Annotated in this window: 20 protein-coding genes, 2 other RNA genes and 1 riboswitch; of the genes, 3 read left to right on the top strand and 19 right to left on the bottom strand. The window is 37.2% G+C overall.

Translation table 11 applies throughout. The features are described from left to right. Window positions 1-73: 73 nt before the first annotated feature. Window positions 74-174: riboswitch (purine riboswitch) on the bottom strand. Between the two features lie 88 nt (window positions 175-262). The 4 genes from HOO54_RS10790 to HOO54_RS10775 all read right to left on the bottom strand — a co-directional run bounded on the left by HOO54_RS10790 (window position 263) and on the right by HOO54_RS10775 (window position 5,426). Beyond that, a complete protein-coding gene (locus HOO54_RS10790) occupies window positions 263-1,765 on the bottom strand; it encodes a carboxypeptidase M32 (protein ID WP_172295090.1) in 1,503 nt (500 codons plus the stop codon). A 134-nt stretch (window positions 1,766-1,899) separates the two neighbouring features. After that, entirely contained in the window at window positions 1,900-3,831 is a 1,932-nt protein-coding gene (locus HOO54_RS10785) for an ATP-dependent DNA helicase (RefSeq protein WP_172295087.1), read from the bottom strand. Between the two features lie 101 nt (window positions 3,832-3,932). Further along, window positions 3,933-4,103 carry a hypothetical protein gene (locus HOO54_RS10780; RefSeq protein WP_172295084.1) on the bottom strand — a complete coding sequence of 57 codons (171 nt, stop codon included), beginning with the start codon at window positions 4,101-4,103 and terminating at the stop codon, window positions 3,933-3,935. 93 nt (window positions 4,104-4,196) lie between these two features. Continuing rightward, window positions 4,197-5,426, bottom strand: coding sequence for an MFS transporter (locus HOO54_RS10775; RefSeq protein ID WP_172295080.1), 1,230 nt, complete (start codon window positions 5,424-5,426; stop codon window positions 4,197-4,199). Window positions 5,427-5,603: 177 nt separating this feature from the next. Between HOO54_RS10775 and HOO54_RS10770 the strand changes: the two genes are divergently transcribed. Continuing rightward, window positions 5,604-6,119, top strand: coding sequence for a hypothetical protein (locus tag HOO54_RS10770; protein WP_172295077.1), 516 nt, complete (start codon window positions 5,604-5,606; stop codon window positions 6,117-6,119). 46 nt (window positions 6,120-6,165) lie between these two features. Here HOO54_RS10770 and safA read toward each other — a convergent pair whose 3' ends face one another. The 8 genes from safA to HOO54_RS10730 form a co-directional block, all read right to left on the bottom strand. Then, window positions 6,166-6,768: a SafA/ExsA family spore coat assembly protein gene (safA, locus tag HOO54_RS10765; RefSeq protein WP_172295073.1), complete on the bottom strand. Its 603-nt coding sequence runs from the start codon at window positions 6,766-6,768 to the stop codon at window positions 6,166-6,168. Between the two features lie 94 nt (window positions 6,769-6,862). Continuing rightward, the gene (locus HOO54_RS10760; protein ID WP_172295071.1) at window positions 6,863-8,002 is read right to left on the bottom strand and encodes a THUMP domain-containing class I SAM-dependent RNA methyltransferase; all 1,140 of its coding nucleotides are present in this window, start codon (window positions 8,000-8,002) and stop codon (window positions 6,863-6,865) included. Window positions 8,003-8,179: 177 nt separating this feature from the next. Further along, window positions 8,180-8,605, bottom strand: a complete 426-nt coding sequence (locus tag HOO54_RS10755) for an MFS transporter (protein WP_172295069.1) — start codon at window positions 8,603-8,605, stop codon at window positions 8,180-8,182. A 508-nt stretch (window positions 8,606-9,113) separates the two neighbouring features. Next, window positions 9,114-9,498, bottom strand: an RNA gene (gene rnpB / locus HOO54_RS10750) — RNase P RNA component class B. Window positions 9,499-9,550: 52 nt separating this feature from the next. Continuing rightward, window positions 9,551-9,847 carry a cell division regulator GpsB gene (gene gpsB / locus HOO54_RS10745; protein WP_076763994.1) on the bottom strand — a complete coding sequence of 99 codons (297 nt, stop codon included), beginning with the start codon at window positions 9,845-9,847 and terminating at the stop codon, window positions 9,551-9,553. Between the two features lie 80 nt (window positions 9,848-9,927). Next, window positions 9,928-10,485 (bottom strand): SLOG family protein, encoded by a 558-nt coding sequence (locus HOO54_RS10740; RefSeq protein WP_172295067.1) that lies wholly within the window; start codon window positions 10,483-10,485, stop codon window positions 9,928-9,930. Window positions 10,486-10,583: 98 nt separating this feature from the next. After that, on the bottom strand, window positions 10,584-10,811 hold the full coding sequence (locus HOO54_RS10735; protein ID WP_172295065.1) for a CotD family spore coat protein: 228 nt from the start codon (window positions 10,809-10,811) through the stop codon (window positions 10,584-10,586). Between the two features lie 943 nt (window positions 10,812-11,754). After that, window positions 11,755-12,174 (bottom strand): hypothetical protein, encoded by a 420-nt coding sequence (locus HOO54_RS10730; protein WP_172295063.1) that lies wholly within the window; start codon window positions 12,172-12,174, stop codon window positions 11,755-11,757. 224 nt (window positions 12,175-12,398) lie between these two features. Between HOO54_RS10730 and HOO54_RS10725 the strand changes: the two genes are divergently transcribed. Beyond that, window positions 12,399-12,851, top strand: a complete 453-nt coding sequence (locus HOO54_RS10725; protein WP_172295061.1) for a YrvL family regulatory protein — start codon at window positions 12,399-12,401, stop codon at window positions 12,849-12,851. A gap of 128 nt (window positions 12,852-12,979) precedes the next feature. On the opposite strand, the gene ssrS is transcribed toward HOO54_RS10725, so the two are convergent. Further along, window positions 12,980-13,163, bottom strand: a non-coding RNA gene (gene ssrS / locus HOO54_RS10720) — 6S RNA. 116 nt (window positions 13,164-13,279) lie between these two features. Between ssrS and HOO54_RS10715 the strand changes: the two genes are divergently transcribed. Beyond that, window positions 13,280-14,038: an N-acetylmuramoyl-L-alanine amidase gene (locus tag HOO54_RS10715; RefSeq protein ID WP_172295059.1), complete on the top strand. Its 759-nt coding sequence runs from the start codon at window positions 13,280-13,282 to the stop codon at window positions 14,036-14,038. 171 nt (window positions 14,039-14,209) lie between these two features. On the opposite strand, the gene HOO54_RS10710 is transcribed toward HOO54_RS10715, so the two are convergent. The 6 genes from HOO54_RS10710 to HOO54_RS10685 all read right to left on the bottom strand — a co-directional run bounded on the left by HOO54_RS10710 (window position 14,210) and on the right by HOO54_RS10685 (window position 19,230). Continuing rightward, window positions 14,210-14,530 (bottom strand): SunI/YnzG family protein, encoded by a 321-nt coding sequence (locus HOO54_RS10710; RefSeq protein ID WP_172295057.1) that lies wholly within the window; start codon window positions 14,528-14,530, stop codon window positions 14,210-14,212. 88 nt (window positions 14,531-14,618) lie between these two features. Then, entirely contained in the window at window positions 14,619-15,236 is a 618-nt protein-coding gene (locus HOO54_RS10705) for a hypothetical protein (RefSeq protein ID WP_172299485.1), read from the bottom strand. 86 nt (window positions 15,237-15,322) lie between these two features. Continuing rightward, window positions 15,323-16,300 (bottom strand): class 1b ribonucleoside-diphosphate reductase subunit beta, encoded by a 978-nt coding sequence (gene nrdF, locus HOO54_RS10700; protein ID WP_172295055.1) that lies wholly within the window; start codon window positions 16,298-16,300, stop codon window positions 15,323-15,325. 20 nt (window positions 16,301-16,320) lie between these two features. Beyond that, on the bottom strand, window positions 16,321-18,423 hold the full coding sequence (gene nrdE / locus HOO54_RS10695) for a class 1b ribonucleoside-diphosphate reductase subunit alpha (protein WP_172295053.1): 2,103 nt from the start codon (window positions 18,421-18,423) through the stop codon (window positions 16,321-16,323). Continuing rightward, the gene (gene nrdI / locus HOO54_RS10690; RefSeq protein ID WP_172299483.1) at window positions 18,380-18,775 is read right to left on the bottom strand and encodes a class Ib ribonucleoside-diphosphate reductase assembly flavoprotein NrdI; all 396 of its coding nucleotides are present in this window, start codon (window positions 18,773-18,775) and stop codon (window positions 18,380-18,382) included. Before nrdI ends, nrdE begins: the two co-directional genes overlap by 44 nt. Before the next feature lie 242 nt (window positions 18,776-19,017). Then, the gene (locus HOO54_RS10685; RefSeq protein ID WP_172295051.1) at window positions 19,018-19,230 is read right to left on the bottom strand and encodes a hypothetical protein; all 213 of its coding nucleotides are present in this window, start codon (window positions 19,228-19,230) and stop codon (window positions 19,018-19,020) included. Window positions 19,231-19,309: the final 79 nt, after the last annotated feature.

The following is a 19,309-nucleotide window of genomic DNA, read 5'->3' as shown; positions in this document are numbered from 1 at the left end:
GCACTGCCCGCTCGTTAAATGAATCGAGCGGGCAGTGCTAAACAGAAAAAAGCGGCTGTTTCCGTACAGACGTTTTTACATCAAGCCCACTCATAGTCGGAACATTTACGGTGCCCGGTAGAAACTTGTGTGCCATATTCACACGATTATATGAGTGATATAATGTATCAAATTATAACAACTTTCTGCTGGAATGGAAAGATAAAATTTAAAAAAGAGTTCACCTGACAAAAAACCCTCCGATATGTGGAGGGTTTTTCAACTATAGATATAATGCTGTATACTTTTCTTCTAAATAATCAATCAAATAAGAGATATTTAACTCTTCACCTGTAGCATTCTTTATGATGTCAAGCGGTTTTTTTCTTTTCCCATGAATATGGACTCGTTCTGTAAGCCACTTTCTAATTGGCTGAAAATTGCCTTTTTCAATGAACTGATCAAATTCAGGAAGTTCTTCAAGCAACTTCGCTCTCAGTTGAGCTGCATACATATAGCCGAGTGCATAGGAAGGGAAATAACCGAAACTACCGTCTGACCAGTGTACATCTTGTAAAATGCCTTGGGCATCATGAGGAGGTGTAATTCCCAAGTATGTTTCATATTTTTCATTCCACAGACTTGGTAATTCTTCCACTGATACTTCATCACTATAAATGGCTTTTTCGATTTCATAGCGAATCATAATATGAAGCGGATAAGTCAGTTCATCTGCTTCAGTTCTAATCAATGAAGGTTTAGACTCATTAACAGCCCTGTAAAATCCGTCAGCTGTCACCTGTTCAAATTGTTGGGGAGAGGCTTCTTTCATTTTATGAAAATATTGTTTCCAAAAGCCGAGATGTCTGGCAATAAAGTTTTCATAAAATAAAGATTGGGATTCATGAATTCCCATTGAAGCACCGTCAAATAAATTTGTTCCGCTTAAAGCTTTATCTATGTTTTGTTCGTAAATTGCATGTCCACACTCATGGATCGTTCCAAAAATAGCCGAACGAAAATCTCCTTCGTTAAACGAAGTGGTAACCCTAGCATCCCCACTGTTGATTGTGACTTGGAAAGGATGAACACTCTCATCAAGACGGCCAGCATCAAAGTCATAACCAAGCTTCTCTAAGAAGAAATGACACAGTTCACGTTGGCGTTCTTTCGGAAAATGTTTATACACAAAACTTGTATCAGGTTTATTGGGACTGTCGGCAATTTTTTGGACGAGCGGAACGATGGACTTCCTTAATTCAGCAAATAATTGATCTAATGTATCAACTGTTACACCTGGTTCATATAGATCTAAAAGCGCATTATAAGGATGCCCGTCATAACCCCAATATGTAATAAAACGCTTGTTATATTCAATTAGCTTTTTTAAGTAAGGGGAAAACAGTGAAAAATCTGATGCTTTTTTTGCCTCTTCCCAAACCGATTCTGCTTTGGATTTCAGGATCATATATTCTTTAAATTCATGTTCAGGAATCGTTTTGTTACGTTCATACTCTTTTTTTGCTTCTTCAAGCGCTCTTAATGTATCCTCTGGTAAACGCTCTTTTTGTTCAAACAAAACCGTTAAAAGTTCATTCATTCGTGCGGATGTCTTCATTTGATAAATATCAGCCGATAATTGTCCAATCGCTTCAAAGCGTTCTTCTCTCGCTTTTTTCGGTGTGCCGGTTCTCATATCCCAATACATTAATTTGTACGCTTGTTCATATTTACTAATTTTCTGCAAGGTTTCTAAAAATTCTTTTTCATAAGCAAGTAAACTCATGTCGCTCCCCCTATCTTTCTGTATACATGCGAATGTAATCAGACTAATGGAAATATTTAAGAAAGTCAACTTTTCTGCAAGATTAAAAAAGCTAGTGAATTGGAGTTATAAAATCCAAATCACTAGCCTCATTATTAATGATCTAAATAAACAGGTTGAACAGGAAGAACTGCTTCTACTTGATCGATGACACTTAATTCTTGATCAGTCCCAACAAAGATATGAATCATGCCCCGATCTTCATTGGTACGAATAAGTCTACCAATTCCTTGCCGAAGTCTTAACAGCATATACGGGAGATCGACCTCATGAAAGGCATCTTTCACACCGCTTCGTTTTGCCTCAAAAACAGGATCTTGCGGCGGAAAAGGCAATGACCAAATGACCACATTTTGCAGAGATTCACCTGGAATATCAAGCCCTTCCCATAGATGAACTGCACAAAGAGCTGATTCTTCAATGTTTTGAAATTTTTCTACGATCGTACTGATTTCTTCATCACCTTCAAAATAGACAGGAAACGGAAGATTCTGGTGTGCAACTTGCTGTTTAAAGACATCAAGTTCTTCAAAAGATGGGAATAGGATGAGTGTTCGTCCATTCAAGGCTTTCATGCTTTTGAACGTCTGTTGTCCTTTATCCGTTGCATTTGCTTCTGTCAGGCGATGGATATATACTTTCATTTGCTCTTCGTAGTCATAAGGAGAGTCAACCGTAAGGGATAAATAATCGCGAATGCCGAGACTTTTTGCCAAATAATCAAAAGAACCGCTTTCCGACAATGTTGCTGACGAAAAAATATATGGCATTTGTTTAGCAAACACTTTTTCTCCAAGCACTTCAGAAACTGTTCTTGGCATAACGACAAAAGTTGCTTCCTGTTCTTTTTGTTCAAGCCAAGAAATCGCTTGTTTTTGATAGAGAGAAAGTGAATATGCCATTTGCTCAAGATATTCTTCGACAACGGCTAAAGCGTACTGATCCATCGTATATAATTCACTTTCCAAAACAAGTGCTTCACCGATTTTTTCTAGCAGATCATATAGAGCGTCAGCTGCTTCTTTTACGCTATGATCGTCCTTGATGCGCAAGCGCTCAGACCCTTTTGTTTTCTCAGCATGGCTTGAAAGCAGCTGGAAAAATTGATCATTGACAAGGAGCGCATTTTCAACAAGTTCGGCAAATTCCTCTCTATTGTTATTACCGAGTAGACGCTCAAGAAACATTTCTAATGTCGTTTGTTTTACTCTGTATGTTAGCGCTTTTTGCGCTGCAAACTCTAAGAGATGCCCTTCATCAAACACAACCGAACTATGCTCAGGCAAAAGTGGAAGTTGACCTTCTCGTTTTCTTGCTTCTTCTGTCCAAACATGCTCCATGTAGAAATCATGGGAACAAATAATAAAATCGGTTGATTTACGGTAATAATCCCTTGATAAAGTGAGTCCACAGCGATGTCTCATATCACAAGTAAGACAATCTTGAAACGAATCATACCCGATCTCATTCCACTCGTCATTTGATAATGACGAATATTCTTTTCTTCCGCCATATGGATAAAATGATTGCATACCTTGAGACTCATGGACAAATGATGGCAAAGCTTCATAAAGGTCAAGCCATTTTTCATCATCTGAACCTTGCATCGTTTTCTCAAGTTTTTTCAAACAAAGATATTGATCATGGGATTTACTAAGCCTTGTATCAATCTTCAAACCAAGGTGCTCGGACATTTTATAAATATCACCTTCTTTTTTGACAAGCTGTTCAATCAATGTTTCATCCGCACAAGCAATGATCGCCGGTTTCCCTGTGTACCTAGCGTAACTGACAGCATAGAGAAGATAAACAAGCGTTTTTCCGGTTCCGACACCAGCTTCTGCAAACATGACCTTTTTTTCTTTAAATGCCCGTTCCAATTGAAAAGCCATAAATATTTGCTCATCCCGCAAATCAAAGCCTTTTTCAGGAAGAATATCGTAAAATACATCACCAATCCAATTATTCAGTTCTTCATAAAAATTTTTTGTTTTTGTTAAAGAAAAAGGCAGACGAGATGCTGTCACCTGTTCCAACCCCTAACTATCAAGATTTCAGAACTTTTATCCTATCACTTTCGATTTAGAAATTCAACAAGAAACCGTTTTACGAGAGGGGCGCTTGAAGCTTATTTCCAATCAATTGCATACGGTAAAAATGGATGATCAGTTGATTGCAGGTGGCTGATTGCATGAGCAAGGTTTTCTTTTGCATATGTAAGCTGCACTTTAGCCGAACCATCCAAACTAGATAATCCCTCTAGCGCTTTTTGAATCATTTGAATATGCTCACTGTTCATAAATTCACCTCATGATTTATTTTCAATAATCCCGAGTATATGCAGCTTTATTTTGTTTTATACAAGTTGATGACTTAAACTATTTTTCTGCTATTAACCATCATGATATCTCGTTTCTGAAACAGTTAACTGCTTTTCCGCCTTCTGCAACCAGTACGGACCAATCAGAATAAAACAAGCCAAAACAAAAAATGGAACGGTATAGCTTTTTAAACAGTCGACCGCAAAACCGAATGCTGCAGGTGCAAACACAATAAACAGCTGATTGATGGTCAAACCTACACTTACTGTTGTCGCAACAGCCTCTGATTTAGCGCTTTCAGATAGGAGAACAATAAATAAACTGAACCAACCCATACCGAGAAAACCAAACGTGAAAGATAAGCTTAAAAGCAGAAGATCGTTTGACTGATAAGGTAATATCGCCAGACTGATCATCACAACAGCAGTTGACCAAATCGTTATTTTTAAAGGTTTGATTCGATTACCATGAAACAACGTATCACTCACCCAAGAAAGTATCATTCTTCCACACATTCCCCCAAATAATGCTGCACTTAACAATATACCTGATTCTGAAAGGGATTTATGGAGACCATGATGTAAATAACTCATGAAATGAGCGACAATAATCAGTTGAACTGAAATCATGCTACACCCAATAAAAAAAATCGGATATAGGAACGTATCGTTTTTTATCAGGTTCAACTTTTCTTTCAATGTCATCTGATCTTTGCTTCTATTTGCACGACCTTTGATATCCCTATAAAAGATTAAAAAGAGGACACCTCCGATCATGGCGACCAATCCTTGTCCTAAAATGGCTCCATTTAACCCATAGTGAAAAAATATCGTTGGAAGTGTGATAGAGGCGATTGCTCCACCTAGTGGAATACCTGTTTGTCTAATCCCCATCGCCATACCTCTATTTTTATGTGGAAACCACTTCAAAATAACACTGCTTCCTCCTGGTTGAGCTGTTCCATACCAAACACCAGTAAATAGTAAAATAATCAGTAAACTAAAAAAACTTTGCGCAAAGTAAGCAAGGGAAATATTTAATCCTAACAAAATAGCTCCCAATCCAATACACCAGCGCTCTCCATAACGATCCATCAAGTCACCTAAACAGATCATTGAGAAAATAGGCCCAATGTTAATAACAGAAACGATGATTCCTGTTTCAAATTGAGATAAATAGAGCGATTGTTGATAAAAAGTCGCTAAAGGACCTGTTCCATAAGTTACAAAAGTAGCGCATCCCTGTGCAAAGGTTGCGATCAATAACACGATCCATTTATATTTACTCTGATCCCGCTTCACTTCATAATCCCCCACTTACATATTTTTTACATATGAAATCGTAACATGTTAAAAATGGGAACACTATAAATTTGCACAATACAATGTGCTAAATAGCTATATCATCTACCCAAACTATTCCATTCTTTTATCATATCTTGTAGAGAATTCAAAATTAATAGACTGAGGTGGAGACTTATGTATGATTACGAGCCATATCAGAAAGATGACTGGGATTATCATGAATATCATGATTATAATCCCTATCAAAAAGAGCATGATATGAAATTTTATGATACACCTTGTATGAAAAATAGCTATGAGCCTTGCGGAAGATATCATCACTATTATGATGAGCATTGTGGAAAATGCCCTGAGTATGGTTATGATAAACCTTGTCACCATTATGAACCTTGCGAGAAGTATCATGAGTATGATGAAAAAGAAGAAGATATCTATTACCATGAGCATTATAATAAAGATTTTTATGAGCCTTGCGGGAATGAGCACTATAAAGAAGATGTCTATTATCATGAACATGACAAGAAAGGTTATGACGAACCTTGCAGAAAATATTACGAGCATGAACCTTGTAGGAAAGACTGTCATAGGCCTTGCAAGAGACACCATAGCCCATGTAAAAAACACTGCTCTAGACATGACAAAAAACGTCATCACTCATTTAAAAAGAAAAATGAATCCTGGATTATGTAAAACTGTTTTAAGAAAACAGCTAAAATAGGGAGGGAAGAGTCCTCCCTTATTTGCTAATAAATTGTTGTGTCCAATAATGTCTCCCTGTACCCCCAGCGGCATAGCCTACACCTATATGGGTATATTGAGCACTTAAAATGTTTGCTCTGTGACCAGAACTGTTCATCCAAGATTGCATAACAGCCTGTGGTGTTGACTGACCTTTTGCAATATTTTCACCAGCAGTCTTATAACTAATACCAAAAGCTTTAATCATTTGAAATGGGCTACCATATGTTGGGCTTTGATGTGAGAAATAGTTTTTATCTCTCATATCCATACTTTTGTATCTTGCCACCCTTGATAACTCCCAATCCTCTGCTAGCGGCTTTAAACCTGCTTTTGCTCTTTCTTGATTGACAAGTTGAATGACTTGCTTTTCTACAGATTTTTCAGTAATGGTTGGGATATTTACTTTTTGATTCGGATAGATTAAATCGGGACGCGGAATTTGCGGGTTGGCCCCAATAAGTTCCTTAATCCCAACCTGATATTTGACGGCTATTTTCCATAAGCTATCCCCCGGTTGGACTGTATATGTTGTGGCTCCATGAGCAACCACCGGAAAAAGGAATAACGCTAATATACTTGTTAAACATATTTTTTTCATGTTCACCTTTCCTTTCCCACATAATTTAACCCATTATGTTTAATTGATACCTAAATGAAAAAACTGCCGACAGTGTCGACAGTTCACATGTGAGTTATTTATTTCTTGGCGGTCTTTTCCCCCAATATTGATAATAGTCTGTTTTAATAAAACCGTTAAAGAGCTTCCGTTTTTTCGTCGCTTTTTTTCCGTAACACTCTTCAAACTGTTCGTTCGAGGTGAGAATATAGATTGACCATGTATCAAGTCCAGCGAAAGTTTTCCCCATATCCCGATACATATTTTCTACAGCTTGCTTTTCACCAAGCCGTTCTCCATACGGCGGATTTCCGATGATCACGCCATACTCCTCTTTTGTCGTGAAGTCTTTTACTTGCATCTGCTTATATTGAATGATATCAGCCAAACCGGCTTCTTCAGTATTCGTCTTCGCAATTTCAATCATGCGATGATCCAAATCATATCCGTAAATTGACAAAGGTTGATCATAATTGGCTTTTTCTTCAACTTCCAGCCGCGCTTTATCCCAGACCTCTTTCCCGATCCATTCCCATTCTTCAGAAACAAATTCTCGGTTAAACCCCGGTGCAATATTTTGTCCAATTAAAGCCGCTTCAATTGGAATCGTTCCTGAGCCGCAAAACGGATCAACAAACGGTTTGTCCGGCGTCCAGTTTGTTAACAGAATAAGGGCAGCAGCAAGCGTTTCTTTTAAAGGTGCTTCTCCCTGACCGACACGATATCCTCTTTTATGAAGTCCTATCCCAGAAGAATCAAGTGTGAGCATCGCCCTATCCTTTAAAAGAGAGATCTCGACTTTATACTCAGGACCTGTTTCTTCAAGCCATTCGCTTCCCTTTTGATATTGTGCTTTCAACTTTTCAGCTATCGCTTTTTTAACTATACGTTGACAATCAGGCACACTGGCCAGTACAGATTTGACCGACTTTCCGATAACAGGGAAGTTCGCATTCTCAGGAATAAAGGACTGCCAATCAATTGCTTTTGTTTGTTCAAATAATTCATCAAATGTTTTCGCAGTAAATTCCGCAACTTGAATTTTGATTCTGTCAGCCGTTCTCAACCACAGATTTGCTCTGCAAATCGCCAGTGCATCACCTTCAAAAATGATCTTTCCATTATCAACAATACAATCGTAGCCTAATTCGCGCACCTCTTTTGCAACAATCGCTTCAATTCCCATCGGTGCAGTTGCAATTATTTTATATTTCATTTATAACACCTTCTTTTATATGTATGTCTTTCATATGAAGAGATGTCCCAAAAGTCAGTCTCTAACCTGGGCACCCCTTTTTTGAATCTTATTGCCTGAGCATTCCCGCAACTCTTATCTATTATATACAAATATATGTTCTCAAATATATCATATTTTGTTTCATTTGCAATGATATCAAACATCTTTTTGTTCCAATCTTGAAACAGACACTCTGCTACTCGGTTGATCTATCGTTAAAACCTCTTTAAATCCCTTTGTTTTAATGGCCATTAACAACCCGGATATCGCAGTCACAGTTACTGCACCAAAAAATGTAGCTAGTACTCCCGAAATTATTAATCCTAATAACAAAACTGTATAAGAAGTCATTTGTAAAATTCCAAGAAATAAGCTGCTCATCGGAATGTTGAACCCAATCATCGAAACCCAAATATATAGAGAAGGAACAACATATATACGAGAAAGCCTATGTAGAGGTACAACCAAAAACATCCATATACCGAGTAAGGTTGTCGAAAAAAGCAGCAAATGACCTGATTTGAAATGACTTAAGAGGAAAAGGCTCATAGCAGCTCCTAAAAAAGCACCTACACCCAGCATAGCCTCAACCATTCCTATAAACAGTAAGACTGTAAAATGATACAGAGAGTAAAACAAAACTCATTTTTTCCAATTATTCAAAAGTAACCTTCCCTTTTACGACAACGATATTTGAGCTTGCAGTTATGTTAACTTTGCCTACATCGTGCATTACTGACCTAAACTTAAAGGGCTTCTGAATGGTTCGCTTTATGTATACTTCTCTGTGAAACGCTATGAATGAGCTGGTGACCAATCTGGCATCCTCATTTAATGCAATGTTCATAACAGCCCGCAATTATGTAAAAACAATAATTCGGAGCCTTGTTGCTGAAAAGGGAAATATGCCACTTCATCAAGTATGATAAGCAAAACTACTCCAATGCTACATGTACGATTGACGAACTTGAGAAAGTTATTATATTCAGCAGTTTTTCCCACAAAAAAAGCCGATAAACCGTCTTTGACAGTTCATCAGCTTTTATGTTTTACCATTCATGATTGTAATCTTAATGACTGATCTATAACGTTCTGTAAGCCATGTTTTGTTCCTTCGTACTGCAAATGGCAATCAGCCTCGTACTCAGGTGGTAATCATCTATCTACAGAGTCATCTCTGTCCTTCCTTCCGTTCATTTCCGTCCAGAAGGTTCCCCTACCAAAATTTGGGTTTCTCGCTCGAGGGGTTTACCTCGTTCCACTCTCATCATTTCTAATGAGACTTCGTCACTGTGGCACTTTCAAGGATACTGAGCCATATCTCAAAGACTTAGGCTTTTCTCCTGCCGTCAGCCTAAAAAAAGACTGCCCTAGCTTATGACTTCGCTAGGCACGAACACTACAGACATCTCAGCCTGTGCGAGCATGGACTTTCCTCTACAGATCTTTACAATCTGCAGCGATTACCCGAACGTTAAGACATATATCATTATATCCTACAACTCTTTAAAAGACAATGGTTTTTCCTCAATCGTATAATTTACTTCCAAATACATGTTTTTCCAAATTAGATAACCGTTTCAAAATATCAAAATTGGTTGTATTTGATTGAGCTGGCTGTCGTTTGCTGGCTTCTTCCAGCTGTTTTTTCAAGTGCAGGTTTTCCTGCTGCAGTTCTTCAATTTCTTGATGGAATGCTTCATAATCTTTAATGACCATATCCAAAAATTTGTCAACATCTTCTTGTTTGTAGCCTCTAACTCCTGTTTTAAACTCTTTTTCCAAAATTTCTTTAGCAGAAAGCTTCACTTTATCAGCAAGCATCTTTTTCACCTCATATCGTGAATCATCATATTATATTTTTTCAGAAATCGTTTCTGATGTCAAATTTTCTCTTCGTCATTTTATTCAGATTCGTCGGAAAAACTGACATCTTCAACTATCATTCGAAGATCATCCATTGTAATGGCGAAAATAGGATAATCGCGTTTTTCCTGAGCTTTTTTTGCTTCATTCAGCATATATAGAGGCGACCCTTCTACTTCTTCATCATAAAGGATTAACAGAGCATCAGACTTGTCAATAAAAAATCGGTTTTTTTGCTTAAACTGTAACGGACTTTCATATGGTCTGTGTGTCAGACTTTCCGTATAATCACTTTGCGCCAATACGGCTTGGTATCGCTCTTGATTTGCCTCATTCCAGTTCTTCTCTTGATCAGTAAAAGGTGTAATCACCGCCACTTTTAGCCCTGGATGTTCTTCTTGAAGAGAGAAAACAGTTTCAGCTGCCCACATTTCCGTTCCTAACTGACCTGAGATGAGAATCCATTCTAGTCCTTCATCAAGCAAAGTGAGAATGCAGTTTTCAAGCGCTTTTTTTATGTAAAACAGAGCTTGATCATCATGTTTAAAAATGCCGATTTCAAATGGTTTGTAGCCAGTGACCGCCAATACTTTCATTTTCATCACCTAATTTGAAAAATGGGGCCCTGAATTCGCCCCATTTTTACAGATTTGTTTGAATTGAATATGCCTTGATTCATCCTGTTTACGTCCTGTTAGAAACCGACTCCAGGTCCCTGACCAGGACTAACAAAATGCTGATGTGTCGTTTGCCCAACCGTTGATTGGGTTTGCGGAAAGTAGTGAACGTGTTGAAAATGTTGATGATTAATATTGGTTGTATGCTGTGGATGGACATGTGGTACGACAGTTTCTCCGTAGCAATGATTGTAACAGCATTGAGTAGGATGACAAATCGGTGGCATCACATTTTTACAGTGCATGTTAAATCCCCTTTCTGTAGCTTCTATATACACTATTAAACTATGAAGCAGGGGGTGAACATGTACTAATATAAAAACCTATTTTAAAAGTAAGCAATAAAGCTTTCCTTGAAATTAGTCAAAATAAAGATCACAAACAGTATTAAAACAAAGAACAAATAAAACAATCCCTTATACATATCGACTCTCCCTCCATCATGTCTAACGTTATTTTACAAGAATTTCTCTTGTTCTACAATTGATAACAAATGTTAAATATTTGAACGATGAACAACGTCGTAATTTGCGCTTACCCAGGAAATATTGCTTCCACCTTCTCCGCTATTTTTCTGAACGAAGTCATCGCAACGGTTACAGTCTGATATTGATATTTGGCAGGTGCAGGTCAGCTGTTTCACACTGATGCATGGTTTCTTCTTTTGCCATCACTCAATCTGTGTGAGAGTTATTATCCGGAACCCCGCAATTACTCGATTTTGCCTTCCCCATCACTCTGCCATATGCGTACTGTTATCGGCTCGTCAAGTAAGTAAATGTTTTTTTGACATTCACCTACTGATCATGTTTTTAAAGTGTGAGCTACTTCTTCGCTCGTTTGACTGACATGTCTAAAACATCTGAAATCGTTTTGTCAGCTAACTTATACTGAAAAACTTCTTTGAAGTGTTTACCATGACATGTTTCACAAGTAGTTCTGACATTCTCCAGAAATGCAAGGTCCGTAAAAATAAAACCACTCCTAGAGCATTCCGGACAAGCCCCTTTTGAATGAAAGCTCATCACTCAGTTATCAAGGCTTAAAATTTGTAACCGTCCTTCAGGCTTGCATCCAAAATAAAAAAGCAGTCATTATAACTGCTTCATAAAAAGTGTGCCCAAAAAACAAACAGTGGTTTGTTTTTTCACCTTATCAAACCATTCATTTAACATAATAAAATTATAGTCAACTAGATGAAACAACATCAAACATGGAAAGCATATGATCAAAGAACAATTTTAGCTTAGCAAACTCTTCTTGATCTCCACGTGTTGTGAAGGTCACTTGGTCATTTTGATGGAATACCACAAACGAAGGGACTGATTTAAATAGTGTGAATGGTTGTTTTTTTTCTTTTATTTTAGCGATTTGGTCAGATGGTATCTGAAATGATATAGGCACTTTTTTGAACATTTCTCCGTAAAACAGCAGTTGTTTATTGCTATATCCGAGAATGCCTTTAATTGGAGTGGGTCCATTCGCAATCCCAACCATTCCAGAAAATCCTACTTCACACTCATAAAAAGTCAATATTGTTTCTTGAAGCTGTTCACTTCCATCCATTTTTGATTTAAATTCTTCAATGGCTTTTTCTTCTAAATTCATTATACTGCCTTCTCTCTATTGTGAATTTTTTGAAAGAAACCAAGAAATCATGAATGTTTTTCCTGTTATGTCATACATTTCATTAAAAATCGTAACACTCAACCCTATTCTTTTCAATTGGTTTTTTTGTTAAAATATATAAATATTAAAACATTGCATTGACAGATCGGGATTGTGACATTTTCTCGACATTGAATCGTTTTTGAGAGGAGTACAATTGATTCATGAATAAAAATGATGTGCCTTTTAAACATTTAAACTTAAAATCTAAATTAACTATCATCATTTCGATCGGCATGATTTTTTTTATCGGTGTCTCGATCTTTTTGTTTGCTGTTTTCTTTGGTGCCATTGGGTTTTTTAGGATTTTTGATGTGTCTTTTGCCTCATATACATCAATTTTACTTTTTATTTTTGTTTGTTTTTTAATTGGGGGAGTTTTTGATGTGATGGGCAAGATTTTAATTACGATCGCCTCCATATCAATAGAACATGTTACTTTATATTTTTGTTTAAAGTTTGTAATCGATCTGATCATGAATTTGCTCACATTTCATATTGCAGATCAATTTGTCGATGATGTTTTTATCCCTTCAAATACCCTTCTGATTGCTGCAATCTTCCTTTCGATTATAGAAGCTGTATTTAATATGAAACATGCTAATCAATTAGACTAATCGCATAAAAGAAAATAGACCTCTCTCTTATAATTATCAGAGGGAATGGTCTATCTATTTTTTGTTAACATAATATTTTTATGTATAATTAAATAAACGCAAATAAAAAAGCCATTTTTCAAAATGACTTATGTGCCGCATTTGCCGTATGCAAGTAAGAAAGTTTTAAACCACACTCCTCAAAGTGGGTGTCTGCAGAAACTTTCTTGCCGTCCTTTTTTGGAAGGCTTGGCATTCCAGTTTCGATATAAAACTCCCTGTTACAGCATAAAGGTTAAAACTTAATTAACATTACGTACAATGCAGCGTATTTAAATTATATTATAGACTAAACAAAAAAGCAAGTTCTTTGTAATATTTTAGAGAGAAATGACAAAAGTACAACCCATGATGATCTGTTTTTCATAAAATAAGTTGAGGTGAATGAAATGGTGAAAATTTTCATTGATCCGGGCCATGGTGGCATTGATCCAGGTGCAGTCGGTAATGGTTTACAGGAAAAAAATTTGGCACTAGACATCGCCTTAGCTCTTGAAAGTCTTTTATTAAAGGAGTATGAAAATGTGTTGGTTCAGTTAAGTAGAAGAAATGACGAGACTGTCAGTCTCATGCAAAGAACAGAGACAGCAAACAACTGGAAGGCTGATTTTTTTCTCTCTATTCATGTGAACGCTGGAGGGGGAAGTGGATTTGAAAGTTATATTTTTCCTGATGTCGGTTCACCGACTACCACTTATCAGGATATCATTCATGAAGAAATTTTAAAAGCAGTTGAGTTCCCAGATCGCGGTCAAAAAACTGCAGATTTTTATGTGTTGCGTGAAACGATTATGCCGGCTTTATTAACAGAAAATGGATTTGTTGACAATGATAATGATGCCAATAAATTGAAATCAGCAGCTTTTATTAATTCCATTGTCAAAGGCCATGCAAATGGACTAGCCAATGCTTTTAGACTAACCAAAAAGAGCCCACTCTATAAAGTGCAGATCGGTGCCTTTAAAGAAAAACGGAATGCAGACTCTCTTGCCAACAAGGCTAAAGCAAAAGGATTTGAAACGGTCGTCATGAATAGAGACCGCTTATTTAAAGTACAGATCGGTGCTTTTTCTAAAAAAGACAATGCTGAAACACTTGCTCAGAAAGCAAAGAATGCCGGTTTTGATGTTTTTATTGATCAGGAATAAAATGAAGGGGTGTCCTGAAAGTAGTGTGTATAAATAAAAATCGGGGAATTTGCTTGCTTTCCACGGGCGATCCGCGAGCCTGGCCTGGATCGCTGTTCCCGCAGAAGTCTCGCAATTCCCCTCTGATTCATGTTGATAAAGGACTTTTTAGACAGCCTTTTTCATAAACCTTTAAGACATCTTAGCAGCTTTAAATTTGTTCATCAGAAGATGTGAACCGTTTAAAAAAACAAGATAATTGTTCGTTTTGGTTTTTATCACTACTCTATCCGGCTGACCATACGGTATACCGATCCGATGGTCAACACGCTCTGCTGTTCCATACTGATCCGATTCTTTAATTTCAACAATGTCACCAAGTGGAATTTCAGTTTTAGATAGACCAAATTTTAAAACTAAACTATTCCCTTTCATAAAATATCTAGTATTTAGGAAGATCGTAAAGAAGAAAAACCCGAAAACAACCAATAGAACTGTTAGAATTAAAGTCATTATTATCCCTCTTTTCTCCTTTGAATATAATTTTAACAAAAAAATCTAAGAAAATCTGCCAAAAAAGCAAATTTTCTTAGATTTTTATTCAAACTAATATATCAACGACAAACTGTGACCATGACTCAAGTCTGTCATATACACTTTTCTCTTTCAAATCAGAAGCCCTCATCCAATGGCCGGCAATCTGGTCTTTTTCTTTTACTTCAACATGTGCACCCGGTTTTAATTCAAGTGCAGAAAGGATGCCGATATGCACTTTACCGACATTGTTTTCATCATCATTAATCAGTCCAAGCGTGCTCATTTTAACTTTGGATTCTTCCTCAATCATTAATTCCTCGTCAAGTTCCCTGTCTGTGTTTAATTTTAAGATATCAGAGAACGCTAAGTCAGCGGCAAAGTTCATATGGCCACCAAAGCCAAGGGAAAGCTTGTTGTGAAGCCGCGCTTCGCCTCCTCCCTCAAGCCGTTCATAAACGAATATCTCATCTTCTCTTTTAATCACGACATATGGAATTGGCTGTTTAAAAGAAGGGTTTTCCTCAGCATCCCCTCTTCTCATTTCCTTAAAGTTGTCTTCAATATGTTTCATGATCTTTTCGATTGTCTCTTGATCGCTATTCACACCTTGAAATGTCAAGGCTTCATTTGCAAATACATGTGCTCGTGGTGCCACGAGAATGATTTCATCCATTTTTCCCATTGTCATCGTTTCCTCCTCAGAATAAAAGAGCAGAGGGGTTCTGCTCTTTTGCCCGGCGATATGAATACCGCCATAAACATCAAATTTTATTGTTCGTCAAAATAAAAATCATCATCTTTTAAAGGTTCAACGGTTGCTTTTTTATAACCGTTTCCTTTCATAGAGAAGAAGTCGTGTGACTTCGTCTTTGTATTTAAACCGTTCAATACGATCGGGTTGATTTCTTCTTCTTCAAAATAAGCTTCAAATCCAAGGTTCATTAGCGCTTTGTTTGCATTATAACGAATGAATTTTTTCACATCATGTGAAAGACCAACTTGATCGTACAGATCTTCTGTATACTCAAGTTCGTTTTCATAAAGCTCTTGGAGGAGATCGATCGCAAACGTATATAATTCTTGTTGCTTGTCAGTAGTCTGCATGTTGTAAATTTCCTGAGCAAGCAATCCGACATATACACCGTGGATTGCTTCATCACGCAGGATCAAATTTATGATTTCACCGCTTTGCATCAGTTTTCCCTGTCCATAAAAATAGAGCGGATAGTAAAAGCCACTGTAAAATAGAAAGCTTTCCAAGTAAACGGATGCGACCATCGCTTTAAATAACGATATTTTGTCGCCATGGCGGATTTTTTCATAAAGTCCGACAATGATTCGAGCTTTTTTTTGCAGATATTTATTTTGTTTCACCCATTCAAACACTTCATTAATTGTCTCTGTTGGTGCAAGCGTCATAAAAATGTTTGAATAGGATTTAGCGTGAACAGCATTTTCCATCATCGCCATGAAATTCAGGACTGCTTTACGCTGATGGCCTTCAACATGTTCTGCGACAAGAGGCATACCGGTGTTTCCTTGCTCTGTATCGAGAAGCGTCAACCCAGCGAGTACTTTCATGTAAGTGTCCTGCTCATTAGAACCCAAATACTTCCACGTAAGAAGATCACCGTTCAACGCGATCTCTTCCGGGAGCCAAAACTGCTTCACGTTTTGGTTATAAAACATTTGGGTAAAATCATCTTCATGCTTTGACCAGTTTGCTGCATCATATATTTTCGTCACTTTTGCATACTCTCCTTTAATCAAACGACACAAGAAAGGCAGCCTTCTTGCCCTGTATCTTTCGTTCTTGCATAGTAAAGTGTTTTAATTCCTTTATGGTGGGCATAAAGGTCGATCCGATTCAGATCGCGTGTCGTCATTGTGTCTTTTAGGAACAATGTAAAACTGATCCCTTGGTCAACATGCTGCTGAATCGTTGCAATCATATCAACAACTCTGAACATATCCATATCGTATGCTTCTTTATAGAAAAACCAATTGCTTGGTGCAAGTCCTGGCATTGGATAGTAGGTTTTCGAATTGCCATATGTCCTCTCTTCAATTCGTTCCATAATCGGCATTACTGACGCAGTACTTGACTGCACATATGAAATTGAACCTGTCGGTGCGATACACAGTCTATAACTGTGATACAAACCATGTTCTCTTACAAATTCTTTCAAGCGTTTCCAGTCTTTTTTAGTCGGAATATGCATACCTTCAAAAAGATGTGCAACCTTGTCCAACTTTGGTGTGAAGTCTTGTGTCACATACTTCTCAAAGTATTCTCCAGTCGCATAAGTAGAACCTTCATACTGATGGAATGTTTCACCTTTTTGCTTGGCAATTTCTGCTGATCGCTCAATCGAATAAAAATTCATCATCATGAAAAAAGTATTTGCAAAATCTCTAGCCTCTTCACTTTCATATGCAATTCCATGCTGTGCCAAATATCCGTGAAGATTCATCGCCCCAAGACCAATTGATTTCATCGCTTTGTTTGCTTTTCTGACAGCAGGTGCGTTCGTAATGTTGGTCGTTTCTGAAACATGTGTCAATGAATCTGTCGCAAGTTTGACCGTTTGTCCAAGTGATTTGTTTTTCATCACATTCAGGATATTTAAAGAACCAAGGTTGCAGGAAATATCCAGACCGATTTCATCTTCTTTACCATAGTCTGTATAGGACGAAACTTGGGAAGCCTGAAGAACTTCTGAACAAAGGTTAGAAAACTTCACCTTTGATACATGATTCAATGCATGGACTTTATTGACATTGTCTTGGAACATGATGTATGGATACCCGGATTCCGATCTTAACATCGCAAGTTTCTCTAACAGTTTACGGGGGTTTGTCTTTTCTTTTTTCACCCTTGGATCTTCAACTAACTGATCGTACATCTCGTCCATATTCATTTCGTCCAAATGCTCGCCGTATGCTTTATAAACAGTGTGGGGATAAAATATATATGCCGCTTTATCTTCTCTTGCAAGTTCAATAAACTTATCAGGTATGACAACACCAATAGACAGTGTTTTTACCCTGACATCTTCATCTGCAGAGATTTTCTTCGTATCTAAGAAATCATTAATGTCACGGTGGAAAATGTTTAAATATGCTGCACCTGAACCTTGTCTTTGCCCCATCTGGTCAGCATAGCGAAACGCGTTATCAAGGAGCTTCATGACGCCGACAACCCCTTTTGTGGCATTTTCAACATCTTTTATAGCTTCACCTTTGGCCCGCAATTTTGAAAGATTCAGAGAAACGCCTCCACCAAGCTTGGATAGCTGCATTGAAATATCCACGGCCCGAGAAATGTCATTTAATGAATCATTCACTTCTAGAAGAAAACAGCTAACAAGTTCACCGCGACGCTTGCGTCCAGCATTTAAAAATGTTGGTGTGCTTGGCTGATATTCCTGATTGATCATCACCTTAACAAATTCCAGTGCCTTTTCTTTATCACCATTCGCAAAAAATAAAGCGACAATTGAGATCCGGTCTTCATAGCGTTCAAGTATTTTTTTCTTGTCATTTGTCTTCAACGCATAATCGTTATAAAACTTAAACGCGCTCATAAATGACGGAAATCTAAATTTTTTAGTGTAAGCTTGTTTAAATACTTCTTTGATTTCTTCAAACGTGTATTTGCTTAAAAATTCTTCTTCATAATATTGATTTTTGATTAAATAATCAATTTTCTCTTTCAGATCATGAAAAAAAACCGTATTTTGGTTGACATAGTCTACAAAATAACTATGTACAGCTTCTTTATCTTTATCAAACTGAAATTTTCCATCTTTTTGGATCATAATCTCATTGTTTAACTGGATCCATTTTGGCACTTGATTTTGTGACAATTCTTTCTACCTCCTGAGTAAATCGTTCAACATCTTTGATCGTCCCACTGAGTTCAAATTGGTGGAGAATCGGAACCTGATACTGTTTCGATACTTTTTCTGCGCTTTTTGCAAAATATTCTCCCCATACTCTGTTCCCGCTTGCAGCAACTCCTCTTAACAGATGAGCATTTTTTTCCAGAAACATCTCAGTTGTTTTCGGAACTTCCCCAAATCCTGTTGTATAGGTGACTAAGATAAACGGTTCATCTAAGTATTCCTCTGTGTTGACTTTCTTTATATTCCGAAATGGTGTTTTATCCACAAAGCGCTGAACATTCCCCGTCTTTGAATCAAATACGATTTGAATCAACATTATCACAACCTATTAAAATTGTTTCTAGACTTGACCTTACACAATATATGGTATACTATCACTCACCAAAACACAACATATTGATTCGAGACGAAAAAAAGTTCACATTTATGTATCAGCATAACAAGCTGCAAAGGCAAAGAAATATGAGTAGAAAAAGAGCTGTTTGCTCACTCTACTCATAAACTGAAATTATCATAACATGAAAAAAAATAAGATAGTAGACTAGACTTTTTCGCTTATTTTTTGTAAGTGTTACAACACTTATTCTCACATACCTCTTTCATATCGGCTTCGATCCCAAGTTCTTTAAGAATTGATTGAACAGCAGTGAAGATCGAGGCTTCCCTAATCAGTTCTTTTCCATTCACAATGATGCTTGTGCCATATTCATAACAAGAATCATTTTCACATGTTTCTTCCCAATGGTTGATGACAATATTCGGTTTCATGATTCTGTTCATTCCTTCCTGCGAAAAAACGATTTAGTTTATAGTTTATCGATTAGAGGACAGTTTGTAAATTTGAAAG

The organism is Bacillus sp. WMMC1349 (assembly GCF_013155385.1).
GTDB lineage: Bacteria > Bacillota > Bacilli > Bacillales > Bacillaceae > Bacillus.
This window is presented reverse-complemented; position numbering and strand designations above follow the sequence as displayed.